The 17,552-nt window shown below is 63.1% G+C and carries 15 protein-coding genes, 1 pseudogene and 1 riboswitch; of the genes and pseudogenes, 4 read left to right on the plus strand and 12 right to left on the minus strand.

Going from position 1 to position 17,552, the window contains the following annotated elements:
• Nucleotides 1-8: 8 nt before the first annotated feature.
• Entirely contained in the window at nucleotides 9-431 is a 423-nt protein-coding gene (locus NCS67_RS00190; RefSeq protein ID WP_008351922.1) for a MerR family transcriptional regulator, read from the minus strand.
• A gap of 105 nt (nucleotides 432-536) precedes the next feature.
• On the opposite strand from NCS67_RS00190, the gene NCS67_RS00195 reads away from it, so the two are divergent.
• A complete protein-coding gene (locus NCS67_RS00195) occupies nucleotides 537-1,610 on the plus strand; it encodes an MBL fold metallo-hydrolase (RefSeq protein WP_250433462.1) in 1,074 nt (357 codons plus the stop codon).
• A gap of 6 nt (nucleotides 1,611-1,616) precedes the next feature.
• Here the strand turns inward: NCS67_RS00195 and NCS67_RS00200 are convergent, their stop codons facing one another.
• Nucleotides 1,617-3,212: an ABC transporter substrate-binding protein gene (locus NCS67_RS00200; RefSeq protein WP_250433892.1), complete on the minus strand. Its 1,596-nt coding sequence runs from the start codon at nucleotides 3,210-3,212 to the stop codon at nucleotides 1,617-1,619.
• Nucleotides 3,213-3,375: 163 nt separating this feature from the next.
• A riboswitch (yybP-ykoY riboswitch) is annotated at nucleotides 3,376-3,551 on the plus strand.
• Between the two features lie 88 nt (nucleotides 3,552-3,639).
• Between NCS67_RS00200 and NCS67_RS00205 the strand changes: the two genes are divergently transcribed.
• Nucleotides 3,640-4,650, plus strand: coding sequence for a sodium:calcium antiporter (locus tag NCS67_RS00205; protein WP_034470401.1), 1,011 nt, complete (start codon nucleotides 3,640-3,642; stop codon nucleotides 4,648-4,650).
• 144 nt (nucleotides 4,651-4,794) lie between these two features.
• Here the strand turns inward: NCS67_RS00205 and NCS67_RS00210 are convergent, their stop codons facing one another.
• The 7 genes from NCS67_RS00210 to NCS67_RS00240 form a co-directional block, all read right to left on the minus strand.
• Nucleotides 4,795-5,646 carry a class I SAM-dependent methyltransferase gene (locus NCS67_RS00210; protein ID WP_250433464.1) on the minus strand — a complete coding sequence of 284 codons (852 nt, stop codon included), beginning with the start codon at nucleotides 5,644-5,646 and terminating at the stop codon, nucleotides 4,795-4,797.
• Nucleotides 5,643-6,764 carry an ATP-grasp domain-containing protein gene (locus tag NCS67_RS00215; RefSeq protein WP_250433467.1) on the minus strand — a complete coding sequence of 374 codons (1,122 nt, stop codon included), beginning with the start codon at nucleotides 6,762-6,764 and terminating at the stop codon, nucleotides 5,643-5,645. Before NCS67_RS00215 ends, NCS67_RS00210 begins: the two co-directional genes overlap by 4 nt.
• Nucleotides 6,765-6,797: 33 nt before the next feature.
• Nucleotides 6,798-7,946, minus strand: a complete 1,149-nt coding sequence (vioA, locus tag NCS67_RS00220; protein WP_250433479.1) for a dTDP-4-amino-4,6-dideoxy-D-glucose aminotransferase VioA — start codon at nucleotides 7,944-7,946, stop codon at nucleotides 6,798-6,800.
• 2 nt (nucleotides 7,947-7,948) lie between these two features.
• Nucleotides 7,949-10,303 carry a tetratricopeptide repeat protein gene (locus NCS67_RS00225; protein WP_250433481.1) on the minus strand — a complete coding sequence of 785 codons (2,355 nt, stop codon included), beginning with the start codon at nucleotides 10,301-10,303 and terminating at the stop codon, nucleotides 7,949-7,951.
• Nucleotides 10,304-10,472: 169 nt separating this feature from the next.
• Entirely contained in the window at nucleotides 10,473-10,772 is a 300-nt protein-coding gene (locus NCS67_RS00230; RefSeq protein ID WP_250433483.1) for a flagellar protein FliT, read from the minus strand.
• A gap of 18 nt (nucleotides 10,773-10,790) precedes the next feature.
• A complete protein-coding gene (fliD, locus tag NCS67_RS00235) occupies nucleotides 10,791-12,353 on the minus strand; it encodes a flagellar filament capping protein FliD (protein ID WP_250433492.1) in 1,563 nt (520 codons plus the stop codon).
• Nucleotides 12,354-12,555: 202 nt separating this feature from the next.
• The gene (locus NCS67_RS00240) at nucleotides 12,556-13,716 is read right to left on the minus strand and encodes a flagellin (RefSeq protein WP_250433509.1); all 1,161 of its coding nucleotides are present in this window, start codon (nucleotides 13,714-13,716) and stop codon (nucleotides 12,556-12,558) included.
• A gap of 243 nt (nucleotides 13,717-13,959) precedes the next feature.
• Between NCS67_RS00240 and NCS67_RS00245 the strand changes: the two genes are divergently transcribed.
• Nucleotides 13,960-14,910 carry an aldo/keto reductase gene (locus NCS67_RS00245; protein WP_250433518.1) on the plus strand — a complete coding sequence of 317 codons (951 nt, stop codon included), beginning with the start codon at nucleotides 13,960-13,962 and terminating at the stop codon, nucleotides 14,908-14,910.
• 349 nt (nucleotides 14,911-15,259) lie between these two features.
• Entirely contained in the window at nucleotides 15,260-15,472 is a 213-nt protein-coding gene (rpsU, locus tag NCS67_RS00250) for a 30S ribosomal protein S21 (protein ID WP_008351904.1), read from the plus strand.
• A gap of 114 nt (nucleotides 15,473-15,586) precedes the next feature.
• Here rpsU and NCS67_RS00255 read toward each other — a convergent pair whose 3' ends face one another.
• The 3 genes and pseudogenes from NCS67_RS00255 to NCS67_RS00265 form a co-directional block, all read right to left on the minus strand.
• Entirely contained in the window at nucleotides 15,587-15,964 is a 378-nt protein-coding gene (locus tag NCS67_RS00255; RefSeq protein WP_239294315.1) for a hypothetical protein, read from the minus strand.
• Nucleotides 15,965-15,980: 16 nt separating this feature from the next.
• Nucleotides 15,981-16,406: pseudogene (locus NCS67_RS00260) on the minus strand (hypothetical protein).
• A gap of 462 nt (nucleotides 16,407-16,868) precedes the next feature.
• A complete protein-coding gene (locus tag NCS67_RS00265; protein WP_250433521.1) occupies nucleotides 16,869-17,474 on the minus strand; it encodes a DNA-3-methyladenine glycosylase I in 606 nt (201 codons plus the stop codon).
• Between the last annotated feature and the right edge of the window lie 78 nt (nucleotides 17,475-17,552).

Consider the following 17,552-nt stretch of genomic DNA (forward strand, 5'->3'; position numbering starts at 1 on the left):
GTCACGCGTTATGCCGCTTTGGGTTTGCGTGCACGCTTTTCCGCGCCCGCCGCGAGCAGCGCGCGGCCCTGTTCCTCATACGCGGAAAGTTCGGCGAGCGTCGTGTTCAGGTCTTCGAGCTGACGCTGCAGCACTTCGCGATGCGCCGCGATCGTATCGACGAAAGCCTGTAGCTGCGTCGCGGTGCCGGTAGGCGAGTCATACAGATCGAGCAGCGTGCGGATTTCCGACAGCGTGAAACCGAGCCGCTTGCCGCGCAGCGTGAGCTTGAGGCGCGTGCGATCGCGCGCCGAATACACACGCCGCAGGCCGTTCGAGCCTTCGCGCTTCGGCGCGAGCAGCCCCTGATCTTCGTAAAAGCGAATGGCGCGCGGCGTAATGTCGAACTCGCGCGCCAGTTCGGTGATCGTGTAATGCGTCGGTTGGGTCATTGCCGGCCGGCAGCGCAAATGCGCGCGCAACGTTAGAATGGACGTTTACGTTATCGTCAACTTGGCCAAATTGCAACGCGGCGCAAACCCGGAGACAGGCACCGAATGAACGCACTCGAACACCAGCTCGACTATGTTTTCGCGGACCGGCTGCCCGAATCGGGCGGCGTCATGGAAGTGGCGCCGGGCGTGTTCTGGCTGCGCATGCCGCTGCCGTTCGCGCTCGATCACATCAATCTGTGGCTGCTCGCCGATGAAATCGACGGTGTGAAAGGCTGGACCGTCGTCGATTGCGGCATTTCGAGCGATACGATCCGCGCGAACTGGGAGCGCGTGTTCGATTCCGTGCTCGATGGAAAGCCGGTGCTGCGTGTGATCGTCACGCATTGTCATCCGGATCATCTGGGACTTGCCGACTGGATCTGCACGGGCGGCGACAAGAATCGATGGAACGTGCGCCTGTGGATGTCGCTCGGCGAATACGCGATGGGCCGCGTGATGGCCGCCGGCGACGGCTCGAACGCGGGCGGCGAGCGAGCGGCGGCGCATTTCGCGGCGCACGGCCTGTCCGACGAAGCGTCGCTCGATGCGCTGCGCAAGCGCGATAGCTATTACCCGACGCTCGTGCCGTCGATTCCGGCGGAATATCGGCGTATCCGCGATGGCGATGTCATGCGTATCGGCACGCGCAATTGGGAAGTGGTGTCGGGCTACGGCCATTCGCCGGAGCACAGCGCGCTTTTCTGCGCCGCCGACAAGTTGCTCATTTCCGGCGACATGGTGTTGCCGCGCATTTCGACAAACGTGTCGGTGTTCGCGGTCGAGCCGGAAGGCAATCCGCTTGCGCTGTATCTGGAATCGCTCGGCCGCTACGAAACCATGCCCGCCGATACGCTCGCGTTGCCCTCACACGGCAAGCCGTTTCGCGGCGTGCAAACGCGCATCGGGCAATTGCGCGAGCATCATCGCGCGCGGCTGGCGGAAGTGCGCGACGCGTGCGCTCAAAAGCCATGCAGCGCCGCAGACATCGTCCCTATCATGTTCAAGCGCAAGCTCGATATTCATCAGATGACGTTCGCGCTCGGCGAAGCGCTCGCGCATCTGAACCTGCTTTGGCTCGATGGCACGCTGAAACGTCAGACCGGCGCTGACGGCGTGATCCGGTTCACGCCGGCCTGACTTCGCTTACTGCACGGAAACAGCGCCGAAATTCACGCGCCCGAACGGACTCACGTTATAGCCGCTGACGTTCGCGCGCGTGAGCGCCGCCGCCGTCGGATAGACGAGCGGAATCCACAGCGCCTGATCGTGGATGATCTTCTGCGCATCGACATACGACTTCGTGCGTTTGGCGACATCGGCGGTCGACTTGCCATCGGCGATGAGCTTGTCCAGTTGCGGATCGCAATAGCGCGCGAAGTTGATGCCCGACTTCACCGCGTTGCAACTGAAAAGCGGCGACATGTAGTTGTCCGGGTCGCCGTTGTCGCCGGCCCAGCCCATGAACAGCATGTCGTGCTGACCCTGCTTCGCCTGCTTGATGAGTTCGCCCCATTCGATCACTTTCACCTGCGCCTTCACGCCGATTTTCGCGAGATCGGCTTGCAGCAATTCCGCGCCCGCCTTCGGATTCGGATTGAGCACGCTGCCGTTCGGGCGTACCCAGATCGTCGTGTCGAAGCCGTTCGGAAAGCCGGCATCGGCGAGCAGCTTCTTCGCATCGGCGGATGAATATTTGTACGCCTCGATGCTCTTGTCGTAACTCCACGTATTCGGCGGATACGGGTTCACCGCTTGCGTCGCCGTGTTGTCGAACACGGTCTTCATGTAGGTCGTGCGATCGAAGGCCATGTTGATCGCCTGACGCACCTTCGGATTGTCGAGCGGCTTCTTCTGCGTGTTGAGCGCGACGAACGCCGTCATGAACGCGGGCGCTTCGCTCACCTTCAGCGACTTGTCCTTCTTCGCGTCGATGACGTCCTGCGGCTTCGGCGACAGCGCGATCTGGCATTCGCCCGCCTTGATCTTCTGCGCGCGCACGGCGGCGTCGGGCGTGATCGCGTAGATCAGCCGGTCGATCTTCGGTTTCGCGCCCCAGTACGACGGATTCACGTCGTAGCGGATGACCGAATCTTTCGTGTAGCTCTTCAGCACGAACGGGCCGGTGCCGATCGGCTTGCTGTTCAGATCGACCTGCTGGTTCGCCTTCAGCAACTTGTCCGCATATTCGGCCGAATAGATCGATGCGAAGCCCATCGTGAGGATCGGCACGAAGGTCGCGTTCGGCTCGTTGAGCTCGAACTTCACGGTATGGTCATCGACTTTCGATACGGCCTTGATGAGCTTCACGAGGCCCATCGACTGCGCGTGCGGAAAGCCGCTCGCGCCCGCGATCTTGTGCCACGGATTGTCGTCCGAGAGCATGCGCGAGAACGTGAACACGACGTCGTCGGCACTGAGCGGACGCGTCGGCTTGAAGTAATCGGTCGTCTGAAACTGAACGTTCGGACGCAGATGGAATGTGTACGTGAGCCCGTCGCTCGTCACGTCCCACTTTTCCGCGAGCGAGGGCACGACCTTCTTCGCGGCTTCGTCGTAGGAGACGAGCGTATTGAAGATGACATCCGCCGATGCGTTGGTCGTTACGAGCGAATTGAATTGCACGACATCGAAGCCGTCCGGGCTCGATTCGGTGCAGACGGTGAGCGGCTTGGACATCGCGAGCATCGGCGCGGCGAGCATGGCCATCGCGGCGGCCGCGGCGAAGAGTTTCAGACGCATGAGATCTCCCGTGATCTTCATTTTTGTTCGTGGATGAGCTTGAGCACGCGCAGCAAGCGACGCGCCCGGCGCGGCCAGATTAGCGGATGCATCCTTCGACGACAACGATCCGATCGGCATACGCTTATTCCGCGGGTTGCCGAAACGGGGCGCATCGGGCTAAACTTGCGCCTTCTTTGGGGAGTAGCCTTCCTTCGCGAGCGAAGGAGAACGCGTCAACATCCTCGGCCCTGCTGCCGTGGCGCGTTCGACCGGAACGGTTTGGCGAGACCATCGATGCGCTATGTCGTTCCTGGCCGGACGGCGCGTGGCGCATCGTGGTTCGCTCGACGTCCGGCCGTGGAATCATCGTGTCCCCACAACTACAACATCCCCGTTTCCCGCGCACGCTCGCGCACCCGTCGCATGTTTCGATGTGAGGTGCCGCATGACGATGCTCTTTCTCGAACTCGCGCTGATGCTCGCGATCATCCTGGTCGCGGCGGAGCTATTCACGAATGCGCTCGAACATCTCGGCGAACGGCTCGGCATTTCCGAAGGCGTGACCGGATCGCTGTTCGCGGCGGTCGGCACGGCATTGCCCGAGACGACGGTGCCGATCATCGCGCTGCTCGGCGGCACGACGAGCCGTGCGGTCAACGAAGAGATCGGCGTCGGCGCGATTCTCGGCGCGCCGCTTATGCTCGCGACGCTTTCGACGTGTCTGATGACGTTCGCGATCCTCAAGTCGCGCGGCATGAGCGGGCGCATCGTGCCGGAGCGCAGCGGCTTCGTGCGCGATCTGAACTTCTTTCTGGTCGCGTTTCTCATCGCGTGCGCCGCGATGTTCGTGCCGCATCACGCGTGGCAAGTGCGCGCGTTGTTCGCGGTCGGGCTCGTCGCGCTCTATATCGTTTATGTGATTTCGACGTTCAAGGCTTCGGCGAAGCTCGTCGAGGGCGGACACGGAACGGAAGCGCCCGAGGCCTTGTTCGCTTCGCGTCTCGGTTTGAAAACGTCGCTCGGCACGATCATGCTGCAGTTTTTCTTCGGCATCGTGCTGCTCGTCGGCGGCGCGAAGGGCTTCATTCACGGCGTCGAGGGCGTGTCGCATGCGCTGGGAATTTCGGCGCTGCTGCTGTCGCTCATCATCATTCCGATCGCGACGGAACTGCCCGAGAAAGTGAACAGCATTCTGTGGGCGCGCCGAGGAAAGGACACGCTCGCGTTCGGCAATATCACCGGCGCGATGGTGTTTCAAGGGACGTTGCTGCCGGCCATCGGCATCATGCTGACGCCGTGGGAGCCGCGTATCGAAGTGCTGACGGGCGTGCTCATCACGCTCGCGGCGGCGGCGTGGCTGCGCTTCAATGCGAAGGAGAACGGCGTCGTGCTGTGGGCGCTGCTCGGCAACGGCGTGCTGTACGCGGCCTATCTCGCGTTGACGCTCGGGCGCTGACAAAGCTGCGGCACAAAGAAGAATGCCCGCGCGAGGCGGGCATCGAAGAGCGAAGCAGCGCGCCGAGAAAACCGGCACGTCGTTCTTGTTGTTCTTATAGGGGTTATCGGCACGTGCGCCGATAACTTTAGTGCCGTCCGTCAATTAATCGACGATGTAAATCGCGCGCCGATAAAACTCGCCGATGTGCTGTTCCAGCGCATACGGCGCGAGCGCGTCGGCGAAGAGGCGCAGTTCGGCTTGTCCGTGCTGGCCGTTCAGCGCTTCGATGACGTCCTTGCCGAGATCGGCATAGGCGATCGGCGCGTCGGTCGTCTTCTTCGCGTACGCGAGATCGCGAATGCGCCAGCCGGCGTCCGTCAGCAGCTTCGACACATACGCGAGACGCTCCGCATCGGTCGCGCCCGGCTGCAGCGGATGCGTCTTGTCGCCCCACAGATTGCAGCCGAGCTGGAACACGAGCGAGCGCGACGCCTGACGCAGCTTCTTCAGATAAGCGACCGCATACGCCGGAAAGTCGTGCGCGCCGGTCACATATTCGCGGTCGAAATCCGCGCCCGCGTGATGCAGCACATTCAGATGCAAAAGCACGTCGATGTCCGACAGCTTGTCGAGGCCATCGAAGGGCAGCGCTTCGTGATGCACGTCGACATTGCCGATCGAGAAGGCGTCGCCGAGTTCGCGCAGGAACCTCGCGTGTTCGGCGTTCGCTTCGATCGCCGTCACGCGCGCATCGGGATGCGCATGCGCGATCGTGTACGTGAAGAAGCCCGTATTCGCGCCGAAGTCGGCCCAGCGCTCGCCGGCTTGCGGCGCGCGATGCGCGAGAATCCAGTCGAGGCGGTTGCGGTCGCCGCGCCATTGGCTCTGAATGGTCTCCTGATAACCGAGCGTACTCGCGACGAAGTCGGGGATCGTCTGATACCCCGAGTGCTTGGAGACTTCTCCGTAGAGTTGAGCGAGCCGCTCCTTGACTGCGGTGGCGCCAGAGGTCATTTCCATAGTTCCTTGTAAAAGATTCGCCAGCTGTCGCTTGCGAGATAGACGTCGCCGGCCAGGGCGCGCAACGCAGCGCCCGCGAGACGCGCTTCGCTGCCATAGCGATGCACGGTCGTCCGGCGCCGGCGCCATGTGTTCACGATGCCGCCCGTCCACAGATACGTGGCGTGGCGTGCGCGCGAAAGGCGCCGGCCTTGATAAGCGGTTGCATCTTCCGTCGCCCAGTCGCCCACGAAAGCTTCGACGATGCCGCAGTCGTGGTTCAGGCACAGGTCGAGCGGTCCCCACGGACGGGGATTCATTTCGATGAAGTACGCGCCGTCGTCCCCGACGATGCATTCGATCATCGCGAAGCCGAAATAGCCGCATTGCGAAAGCGCCTGCCGCAGCTTCACGCCGATATCGCTCGCATGAAAATCGGCGGTGCGCGCGAGCACGATCGACTTGCCGCCGGGCTGCTGCGCGAGGTTTTCCTGCGACGAGCAGAAGACTTCGCCCGTGCGCGCGAAATAGGCGAGCAGATAAAAGCTGCGTCCCGTCACGAAGTGCTGAAAGAAATAGTGCGACGGATCTTCGCTCGCCTTGAAAGCGGCGAGGTCCGCGTCGCTTTTCACGAGCACCGGATAAAGCACGCGCTTGCCGTCGACGTTGCATTTCGGCTTGGCGACGAAAGGCACCACGGCATCGTCGATGCCCGCGTATTCGGGCGGCGGCGCGATGCCTTCGCGCGCGAAGAACTCGGTGGCGCTCGCCTTGTTCGTGAGCTTCGCGTACAGCGACGGATCGACGAGCGGCACATGCACGCCGTCGATGGATTCCAGCGCTTCCTTGTGATTCAGCAGGAAGGTGTTGAAGAATTCGGAGATCGGCACGAGCGTCACGCGGCGCGCGCCGAACTTCGCCTTCGCCTGCGCGATATAACCGGCGAGCAGCGGGACCGAGAGCGTGTCGTTTTCGCGCACGGCGACCACGAGATCGCGATACGCGCTCGACAGAACCGGATCGGCGGCCGAACGCGCGATCACCGCCGCCTGTTGCCCGAGCTTGCCGATCGCGCGCAGCAGCGCGACGACGGCGCGATCGTTGGTGCCGCTGAAGAGAAGAAACACGTGCATGGGTCGATCCTGCGTGCGCCGGGCTGCCGCGCCTTAGACGTTGGCCGCGCGGATCACGTCCACGACGCGCTCGACGTCGCGGTCCGCGAGCGCCGGATAGATCGGCAGGCACAGCACCTTGCGCGATGCTTCCTGCGCGTTCGGCAGTCGGCTCGGCTGCGCGGAGGGCAGGCCGCGATACATCGGGAAATCCGAAATCAGCGGATAGAAATAGCGGCGGCCGAAAATCTCGTGATCGCGCAGACGCTGATACAGCTCGTCGCGCGTCAGCTTGTAGTCGCTTTGCACGAGCACCGGGAAATACGAGTGGTTCGTCGCGCCGCCCGCGAGACCGGGCAGTGGCACGATGCCGTCGACGTCGGCGAGCAGGGTGCGATACAGCGCGTCGATCTCCTGACGGCGCGCGAGCGCGCGATCGATGTGCTGAAGCTGCAACAGGCCGAATGCCGCATTGATTTCGCTCATCTTGCCGTTGATGCCGGCCGCGACCACGGTCGTCTCGTTGACGAAGCCGAAGTTCTTCAGATGGTCGATGCGCTGCTTCACCTTCGCGTCCGGGCAGACGATCGCGCCGCCCTCGAACGTGTTGAAGACTTTCGTCGCGTGGAAGCTCAGCACCGACAGGTCGCCGTGCGTGAGGATGCTGCCCGCCTCGTTGCGCACGCCGAACGCGTGCGCGGCGTCGTAGATCACCTTCAAGTTGTAGTTGTCGGCGATCGCCTGGATCGCTTCGACGTCGCACGGCTGGCCGTAGCAGTGCACCGGCATGATCGCGGTGGTCTGCGGCGTGATGGCGGCTTCGATCTGACGCGGATCCAGATTCAGCGTGACCGGGTCCACGTCGACGAACACCGGCTTGATGCCGTTCCACAGCAGCGAATGCGCGGTCGCGACGAACGAATACGGCGTGGTGATCACTTCGCCCGTGATGCGCAGCGCCTGCAGCGCGGTGACGAGACCCATCGTGCCGTTCGAGAACAGCGCGAGGTGCTGCACGCCGAGGTATTCGCACAGCGCCTGTTCGAGCTGCTGATGAAACGGCCCGCCGTTGGTCAGCGTCTTGTTTTCCCAGATCTTCTCGAGATACGGAACGAATTCGTCGAGCGGCGGCAGATGCGGCTGCGTGACGAAGATACGCTCGTCGATGGCGGGCTGCTCGCGAAAGAGAGGAATGGCGCTCATGATCAACCTTGCGTGGTGGCTGCTGAATTCGCTGCGGCGGGCGCGGCGGCGAGGAGTTCGGTATCGAAAGATTCGGCGGGCAGGCCGGCGCACCAGCGCTGCCACATGTGACGAAGCGCGTGGCTCATGCTCGCGGCGATCACGTCCGGACGGAAGCGCGCCGATTCCGAGCAGCGCTCGCGCATGCCGGTGCGCAGGGCCGCGAGCGCATTCAGATCGCTTGCGTACGCGACGCCCTTCGCGACGAATTCATCCGCGTCGCGTGCGATGAACGATTCGAGTCCGACCTGGCTCATCAACGTGCCGCCCGCGCGGCCGGGCATCGTGTCGCCGAGCAGCGTCAGCGTCGGCACGCCCATCCAGAGCGCGTGCAGCGTCGTCGTGCCGCCCGCATACGGGAAGGTGTCGAGACACAGATCGACCTGATGATGCTGCTGCAGATACACCGACACGTTCGAGCGCTTGAGCAGCGAAAGCCGGTCCGCGGCGATGCCTTCTTCGGCGAACCACTTGCCCAGTTCGGCGACGGCGCTGTCGTCGGGCATCGCGCCCATCAGCATCTTCGAATCCGGCACGGCGTGCAGCACGCGCGCCCACAGCGCGATCACCTCGCGGCGCAGCTTCGACACGCGGTTGAAGCTGCCGAACGTGACGTAGCCCTTGTGGAGCGCGGGCAGCAGATTGACCGGCGGCGAATTCGCATCGGGCAGGAACGGCGCCGCCGCCGGCAGGTACGCGATCTTTTCGACGAACTGGTCGTCGATCGGCGAGAAATGCGGCGTGCGGTTCGCGAAGTAATAGTCGATGGCGCTGACGCCGGTCGTCTGCGGATAGCCGATCCACGACGCCTGGACCGGCGCGGGCTTGCGTGCGAAGGCGCGCAGGCGGTTGCGGCCGGTATGGCCCGACAGGTCGATCAGGATATCGATGCCGTCGGCGCGCACTTTCTCGACGAACGCATCGTCCGACAAGCCCGAGACGACGTTCCAGCGTGGCGCGTGGCCGCGCAGGCGCTGCGTCGTCGAATCCTCGCGCGCATGGGTGCTGTAGACGTGAATCTCGATGCCCGGATCCTTCGCGAGCAATGCGAGCACGGGTTCCAGAAACGATGCGACGGCGTGGCGGAACAAGTCGCCGGACACGAGACCGACGCGCAGCGTCTTGTGCGGATCCTTCGCGTTCTCGTGCGCGCGCCACAGGCGGCGCGCCGGATCGCCGTGACGGCGGTCGAATTCGCGATGTTCGTCGAAGAGCGCGACGGGCGTCAGATCGGTACGGTGCGTGAGGCAGAACAGCAGATTGCTGTGCGAAATGAAGTCGATCGGGTTGCACTCGAGCGCCTTGCGGAAGGTGCCTTCGGCGCGCGCGATCTGACCGTCGTCCATCAGCACGACGCCGAGCGCGCCGTGCATGTCGCCGTTTTTCGGCGCGAGCTCGATCGCCCGTTCGCAGGCTTCGATGGCTTCGGCGTGACGGCGCATCGCCGACAGCGACACGCCGAGCACGCGATGCGCTTCCGCGTGATTCGGGTCGCGCGCGATCACCAGACGGCACTGCCGCTCGGCGCCGACGTTGTCGCCATGAACCTGCAGCGCGCTCGCGAACAGCATGCGCGAATGCTGGTCCGCGGGCTCCAGCTCGACCGTGCGGCCGAGCGGCTCGATGGCTTCGACGAAGCGGCCGTGCGAGTACAGCGCCAGGCCGAGCGAACGCTGCGCGCCGACGTGATGCGGATAACGTTCGACGAGCACGCGCGCCAGCTTGATCGCTTCCTCATGGCGGCCCTTGTTGTAAAGCGACGCGAACTGGTTCAGGTCCTGCGGCGTGGGATTGCCGCGCTTGCCGGCGGTCGATTGCGACGCGTCGTCCGCGCTGCCATCGACGGTCTTCGGCGCGAGGCGCGCGAGCTGCGAGGCCTCGGCGAGCACGGCCGCCGCGTAGCCATTCGGGTGCGACAGGCGCTCGATCAGGCCGTCCATCGCCGGACCGCGCGCGCCGCGCTGCTGCGCCATTTCAACCGCGAACCAGGCAGCCTGCGTCTGATTGGTGCGCGCGAGCGCGTCGATGTACGAGACCCAGTACTGGCCGTTGTCCGGACGCAGGCCGAGCACGGATTCGAACAGCGGCACCGCGTCGTCCGGACGTTGCGTCTGGATAAAGAGAACCGCGAGGTTGTACAGCACGTCCGCGTGATCCGGCTTGTGATCGAGAATCGCGCGATAGAGCGCTTCGGCGTCGGCATGATTGCCGGCGTGATGATTCTCCAGCGCCGACTGCATGACGGTCGCGATGTCCTGCTCGAACTGTTGCTCCGGCGTCAGCGTCGTGGCGTCCGGAACCTGTAGGGAAATGCTCATGATCTTCGGCGTGCTCCTTGCGATTGAACTGATTATCCAAGCGAGGCCGCCAAACCGAAGCGCGGAGATGAGCGGGAAAGCCGCCGCAATTCGGGGGATCGCCAGCGGGCGAAAAAATGCCCGCGTGAAGCGGGCATCGGGGGAAAACTGAAGCGAAAGCGCGGTGTTTCTAGAACCGCGCGCCTTGCTGGTAGCGGTTGACGGCGTTCACGCGCTTCATCGCCGCGTGATATTCGGCGGCGAGACCGGTGCGGGTCGCGCTCGCGTCCGCGAGCACGGCAGCGTCGATACCCTGGATTTCGCGGATTTTCGCGAGCGCCTGCGGGCTCTGCTCGCGCGTCAGCGCCTGCAAAAGCGGCGTGCGCGCGGCATCGAGCTCCGCTGCGCGCGGCCAGTCCGCGAGCGTGGCCGCCGTTTCCATGTCTTTCGTCAGTGCGAACAGTTGTTCGACGAGAGCGTCCTGGTTCATCGTGCCGGTTCTCCGCTTTTAGGACTTGTTGGTCGCCATCGCGCCCGCGCTGTTCGTGCCGCCGAAGAGCGCCGTCAGATATTGCGTGTTCTGGTTCATGCTCGCCATCAGCGTATTGAGCGCCGTGAACTGCGCGTTGTAGTCCGACGTGAGCTGCGCGGCGTAGTTGGTCAGCGTCGTCTGCTGCGTCGAGATGTTGGCGAGATCCTTGTTGATCGAATCCGTCTCGGACGTGAGCAGGCCGCCCGTGCTCAGATAGCTCGAAATCTTGTCGGTCAGCTGCGCCCCGACGCCGTTGATCGCGTTGAAAAGCTGCGACACGCCGGTTGCGTTGTTCGTCAGCGCGTCGGTGAGCTTGTCGCTGTCGATGGTCAGCGTGCCGGCCGGCTGCTCCGCGGTCGCATCGAGTGACGAAACCTGGCTGATGCCGAGCGACGCCAGCGAGATCGAGCCGCTGCCCTTGCCGACCGCGCTGCCGATGATCGCGGAAAGCTGATTCTTGATCGTGTTGACCGCCGAGTTGCCGAGCAGCACGCCGCCCTGCGAGCCCGCGGACGCGCTGCTGTTGAACGACGTATAAGAGTTGATCGTCGAGACGACCGTGTTGTAGAGGCTGACGAAGTTCGAAATCGCGCTCGAAATCGACGACGTGTCCTGCGAGATCGTGACCGTCTGCGTGCTCGCCGGGGTCGTCACCGCCGCCGCCGTCAGGTTCAGCGTCACGCCCTTGATCGCGCTCGTGACCGTGTTGCTCGAACTCGTGCCCGCGACGCCGCCGACCTTGTACATCGCGTCCTGCGCGGTCGCGCTTTGCGACCAGCCGTTGGTGACGGAATCGTCGGAAATCGTGGACGCCGCGCCGTTTGCGCCGGCCGTCGACGAGACCCCGAGCTTGTTCAGGTCGCTGCCGCTGGCCGCGCCGGTGATCGTGGTCGAGATGACGTTCGACGCGCCCGTCGTCGTGGAGTTGAGCACCAGATGCTGGCCGTCCGTGCCGGTCACGATCGTCGCGCTCACGCCCGGATTGCCGGACGCGTTGTTGATCGCGGCGGCGATGCCCGAAAGCGTGTTGTTGCTGCTCGTGATGTTGATCGACATCGACTTGGAGCCGACGCTGATCTGCATCGTGCCGGTGCCGAGCTTTTCGTCCGTCGCGAAGCCGGTCGACGTCAGCGATTGCGCCTTCGCTATCTGCGAGACCGTCACGTCGTAGCTGCCCGCCACGGCGCCGGCGGCGCCCGATGCGGTGATGCCGGTGCCCGTCACGTTGGTCGTGAAGGTCGACATCAGCGAGCCGTCGGTCAGGCTCGTCATCGTGGTTTGCAGCGTCGAGAGCGCCGACGACAGCGTGCCGATCGCCGAGAGCTTCGTGTTGTCGTTCGATTGCGCGGCGGCGAGCGATGCGCTCTGGCCGGCCGTTTTCGCGTTGACCATCGCGGTGACGAGCGCGTTGACGTCCATCGACGAGTTGCCCGTCGCGCCGCTGATGATGGATTGCGCTGCTTCGGCAAGCGCCGCGTTCGCGGACGCCTGGGTCTGCGCGGCGGTCGCCGCCGTGGTGGCCGTACTGATCGTGGACATCGGGTAACTCCGTGTATCGCGCTGTCGCCTGATTGCGCGTGATCGCAGTCAACTGCTCGTTGCGGGAAACAAACTCTTGCGTGTGCACTCGTGGGCGCGGGTGCACACGCAAGAGATCGAAACGTGGTTTCGTCGCCGGGACGGCCCGACGCCGGATCTTCGGGATGAAGATCCGGCGTCGGGTGCTACCTTGGCGTACCGCTTAGCCGAGGAGCTTCAGAACTTGCTGCGGCAGGGAGTTCGCTTGCGCGAGCACCGAGATACCAGCCTGTTGCAGCACTTGAGCCTTGCTGAGGTTCGCCGTTTCCTGCGCGAAGTTCGCGTCGGTGATCTGCGACTGAGCCGACGACAGGTCGGTCGATTCAGCTTGCTGCGACGAAGCGATTGCGCTCAGACGGTTCTGGGCTGCACCCAGCGTTGCCTGCACGTTGTTCAGCGTCTGCAGTGCGTTGTCGATCGAGACCAGCGCGACGTTGGCGCCCGTCGTGGTGCTGATGTCGAGGTTCGCGACCGTGTCCGGCTTGTTGATCTTGTTGATCGACGCGTTGAGGGTGGTGATCGCGGAGCTCACGGATGCGCCCATCGAACCGGCAATGCTCGTGCTGAACGTCAGCGTGTTTTCGTGCGGTGCTGCAGCCGTGCCCGTGCCTGCGGTGCCCGAGCCGAAGATGGCCGTGACGGCCGTCGAGCTCAGCGCGACGTTGTTCTGGTCGGTGAACGAGAAGCCGCCCTTGCCGTCCGACAGCACGTTGATCGAGGTGATCGTCGCGCCGGAAGAGGCGTAGGCGCCGCTCGACGACAGCGACAGGTTCGAGAACGTGCCGAGCGTGTTGCCCTTCTGCACCATGCCGCCGCCGAGCGAGTTCGCGCCCATGTCTTGGCTCAGGTCCAGATTGATCGTCTGACCGACGTTCGCGCCGACCTGGAAGCTCAGGCTGCCAGCCGAACCGTCAAGAATGTTGCGGCCGTTGTACGTCGTTTGCGAAGCGATACGGTTCACTTCGGCGATCTGCTGCGAAACTTCCTTCTGCAGCGAAGCCTGGTCGCTCGACGAGAGCGAGCCGCTCGCGGCTTGCACGGCCAGCGTACGGATACGCTGCAGGCTGGAGGTCATCGACGAAAGCGCGCTCGAAGCCGTCTGGGCAATCGACACACCGTCGTTCGCATTCGAAACGCCCTGGTTCAGGCCGTTGATCTGCGTTTGCATCCGGTTCGAGATCGCGAGACCTGCTGCGTCGTCAGCAGCGCTGTTGATGCGCTTGCCCGACGAGAGGCGGGTGATCGCCGAAGACAGCGCGCTTTGCGTGCCGTTGAGGTTCTGCTGTGCAACCAGCGAGTTGATGTTGCTGTTGATACCGATCATTTTGTTCTCTCCTGGGAGACTGTATCTGGCTTTGGCTAAAGCACCGAGTAAGTTGCCTGGCGGTCCTGCGCTCGGTGATAGCCGGCCGCCTACTTGTGGTTATCGGGCCCCTCGAAAAAAACTTAAGGCCCGCGCAAACGATTTGTGTAACGAATTCTGTTGCGAGGCCGCGAAGCCTTGCCCGGCAAGGCGCCGATTTCGCGCGTATGCTTTTTGGTCCCTCACGACGCATTCGGAGCGCACATGCAGACACGCAATATCGGCACATCGGAACTGAAAGTTGCGCCGCTCGTCTTCGGCGGCAACGTGTTCGGCTGGACTGCCAACGAGCGCACGTCGTTCTCGATCCTCGACGCGTTCGTCGATCACGGGCTGAATTTCATCGATACAGCCGACGTCTATTCCGCCTGGGTCGACGGGCATCAGGGCGGCGAATCGGAGACGATCATCGGCAAGTGGTTCAGGGAAAGCGGCAAGCGCCACCAGGTCGTGCTCGCGACGAAAGTCGGCAAGCTGTCCACGCGCGCCGGGCTCTCGGCGGCGAACATCGCGGCGGCCGTCGACGATTCGCTGCGGCGTCTCAAGACCGATTACATCGACGTCTATTTCTCCCATTACGACGACGAAACCACGCCGCTCGACGAAACCCTCGACGCGTATCAGACGCTCATCAAGGCGGGGAAGGTGCGGGTGATCGGCGCGTCGAACTACACGGGCGAGCGGCTAGAAGAGGCGTTGAAAGTCGCGAAGGATTCGGGCTTGCCGGCGTATCAGATTCTGCAACCCGAATACAACCTCTACGACCGCGAGGGCTACGAGACCGGTCTCGAACCGGTGGCAGAACAGCACAAGATCGCCGTCGTGCCGTATTACGCGCTCGCGAGCGGCTTTCTGTCGGGCAAATATCGGTCGAAGGCGGACACGCAGCACAAGGCGCGCGGCTCGCGCGTCGAAAAGTATCTGACGCCGCGCGGCCTCGAGATTCTCGACGCGCTCGACGAAGTCGCGAAACGCAACGACACGACGCCCGCGACGGTCGCGCTCGCGTGGATGATCGCGCGCCCGAGCGTGACGGCGCCGATCGCCAGCGCCACGTCGGTCGCGCAACTGGAGAGCTTGGCCGCCGCGACGCGCCTGCAACTCGCAGCCGACGATATCCATCTGCTCGACGAAGCCAGCGCGTGGCAGAAATAGTTCTGTTGCATCAATGAGTTGGCCGGCGCGCGGGAGTTGGCAATGGCGCGGTGTTCTGGTAACATCGCGCCCGAATCGAGAAATGTGCCCGATTTTTTGCCTTCGCCGCTGAAAATGACAACGTCAACCAACAGCGGCGAACGGCTCTGAAACGCGCCTTCGTGTGGTTCTTTCGAAAGCGCCTGCCGCTTCCGCGGCTGAATCTCAACGCTCTCTTTTCCGGCCTCCGTGGCCGCTTTGCTCGTGTCCGTCGCGCCGTTCTCACGTCCGGCGGACGATCGGAGTGCCGGGGCGCGGCAACTCGCAGTCGTCGCGCGCTTGAAAATACGTTTAGCAAACCAGGATTTACATGACCACTATCGTCCTCAAAGAAAACGAGCCGTTCGATGTCGCGATTCGGCGTTTCCGCCGCACCATCGAGCGCAATGGCCTGATCGCCGAACTGCGCGAGCGCCAGTCGTACGAAAAGCCGACCACCGAGCGCAAGCGCAAGAAGGCCGCCGCTGTCGCGCGCCTGCGCAAGCGCCTGCGCAGCCAGATGCTGCCGAAGAAGATGCACTAAGCGTCTTGTTCGGGCGAGGGTTTACGGATCCTCGCGCCGAACGGCAAAACGGCGGTGCGACCCGTAAGGGCGCACCGCCGTTTTCGTTTCTATTGCCTTTTTTAGCGAGGGCGTTCAGACGAACGCGTGACGCCTGCCAAGCGCCGCGAGCAACGCCGGCCACTCTTCGATTTCGGCGTAGTCGTGAACTTCCTCCAGCTCGATCAGCAGATCGATGATGTTCGGATCGTAGGCATTCACGTTCGATGCGTAGAGCGCCCGCAGCAGACCGCCGTCCCGCGCATGCCGATAGTAGGAAATGCCGACGCCTTCCAGCTCCGGCTCGTACACATCGTCGCGCACGAGCGACCCGATCGCGCACTTGCGGCCTTCCGGACTGCGAAGCCTGCACGAACCGTTGTCGTCTTCCGAGACCGCGCGCTGCGTCAGCAAGTGCTCGCTGACGCGCTCGTAAATGTCCTTCGGGCTCAACATCGTAATAGGGCTCAACATCACAGCACCTGCAATATCACGCGGCCGTTTTAAGAAGTTCGGCTGACAACCCGAACTGACGCGCGATCGACGTCAAACGCTCGCGCCATTCCCATTTGCCGAAGACGTCATGCACGTTCTACAGGCACGACAGCAGCTCGACGGTGTTGGGATCGAACACGTTGATGCGCGAACGGAGCAGCGCGCGCTTCAGCGCCACGACGCCGACATCCATGTACGCCGGCACCTGCTCGGGCGGCTTCGCGATGAAGCGAATGGGCACGCCTTCCATCGCGGTGACATAGTCGCGCGGCTTGATGAAGCTCCCGACAGGGCAGCCGCCGCAGTATCCGCGATAGGCGCCGCCGCCCCGCGGAAGCAAAGCCGCTTGCCCTTGTCCGAAAAGATGCTGGACTGCGCTGTTGAAAATCTCCTGATGCGTCAGGAAGTTCAAGCTTTTCATGATCTTCTCCCCTGCGCCCCTGCGCAGCGGCCATACGTTTAAGTATTCGAGAACCTGCACCTGCTTACCGAAAGCGGCAGCGTCGTTGCGAATATGGCGCAACAGAATCGACGCTCGCCGCCCGGCCTCTGCTCCGAGCACGGCGGTTTTCCCGGCCTGGGCGTGTGGTCTGACTGCGCCCTGTGTGCTCGCGTCGGATTTCTACACTCAGTGACGATCCGTACACCGTCAGTTATAACGGTTCGGAACGGTAAAAAGGTGCGCCAGCGCACGCGAGGAAGCCATTTTTACACGGCTCGTACGTTCGTGCAGTGCGGAAAACCCGGCCAAAAGCCTTGCAGTTCGGGCAATTGCGCGTGCTTCACTGCAAAAAAACCGTCATCTATAAGGATTTACCCTAGATCGCGTAAATTAGGCTATACGGTCTTGTCAAAAGGCAAGATTTTTCCGCATAGGAATCGATCAAAGCGGGGTTTTTGCAACGGTCTTCCGTTTTGTCTTAGCTTTTTCTCGCGACATGCAACCCACGGCGTGATCGTTGACCATGCCGGTGGCCTGCATGAACGCGTAGCAAATCGTCGTGCCGACGAACTTGCAGCCGTATTTCTTGAGCGCCTTGCTGAGCGCGTCCGATTCCGGCGTGGACGCGGGCGTGGGATTTTTCGCATCGCGCGGCGTGTCGATCGTTTTGCCGTCGACGAACGACCATACGAAATCCGCGAACGAGCCGTGCTCCTGCTGGATCTGCTTCACGGCGCGTGCATTGAGCACCGCCGATTCGATCTTCGCCCGGTTACGCACGATGCGCGCGTCCTGCACGATCCGCTCGACGTCCTTCTCGGTGAAGCGCGCCACCTTGTCGATGTCGAAGCCCGCGAAGAGCGCGCGATAGCCCTCGCGCTTGTTGAGGATCGTCGACCAGGAAAGGCCCGCCTGCGCGCCTTCCAGCACCAGCATTTCGAACAGATGCCGGTCGTCGTGCGACGGCACGCCCCATTCGCCGTCGTGATATTCGATCATCGCGTCGGTCGTGGCCCAGGCGCAGCGGGTGTGTTCGGCGTCTGCCATTGCGAGTCCTCATCATTATTTTGAATCGCGTCAGCATAACGGATCGCCCGTATCGCGCCATCTATGCCATTCGGCCAA

This window comes from Caballeronia sp. ATUFL_F2_KS9A (assembly GCF_023630765.1).
Taxonomy (GTDB): Bacteria; Pseudomonadota; Gammaproteobacteria; order Burkholderiales; family Burkholderiaceae; genus Caballeronia; species Caballeronia zhejiangensis.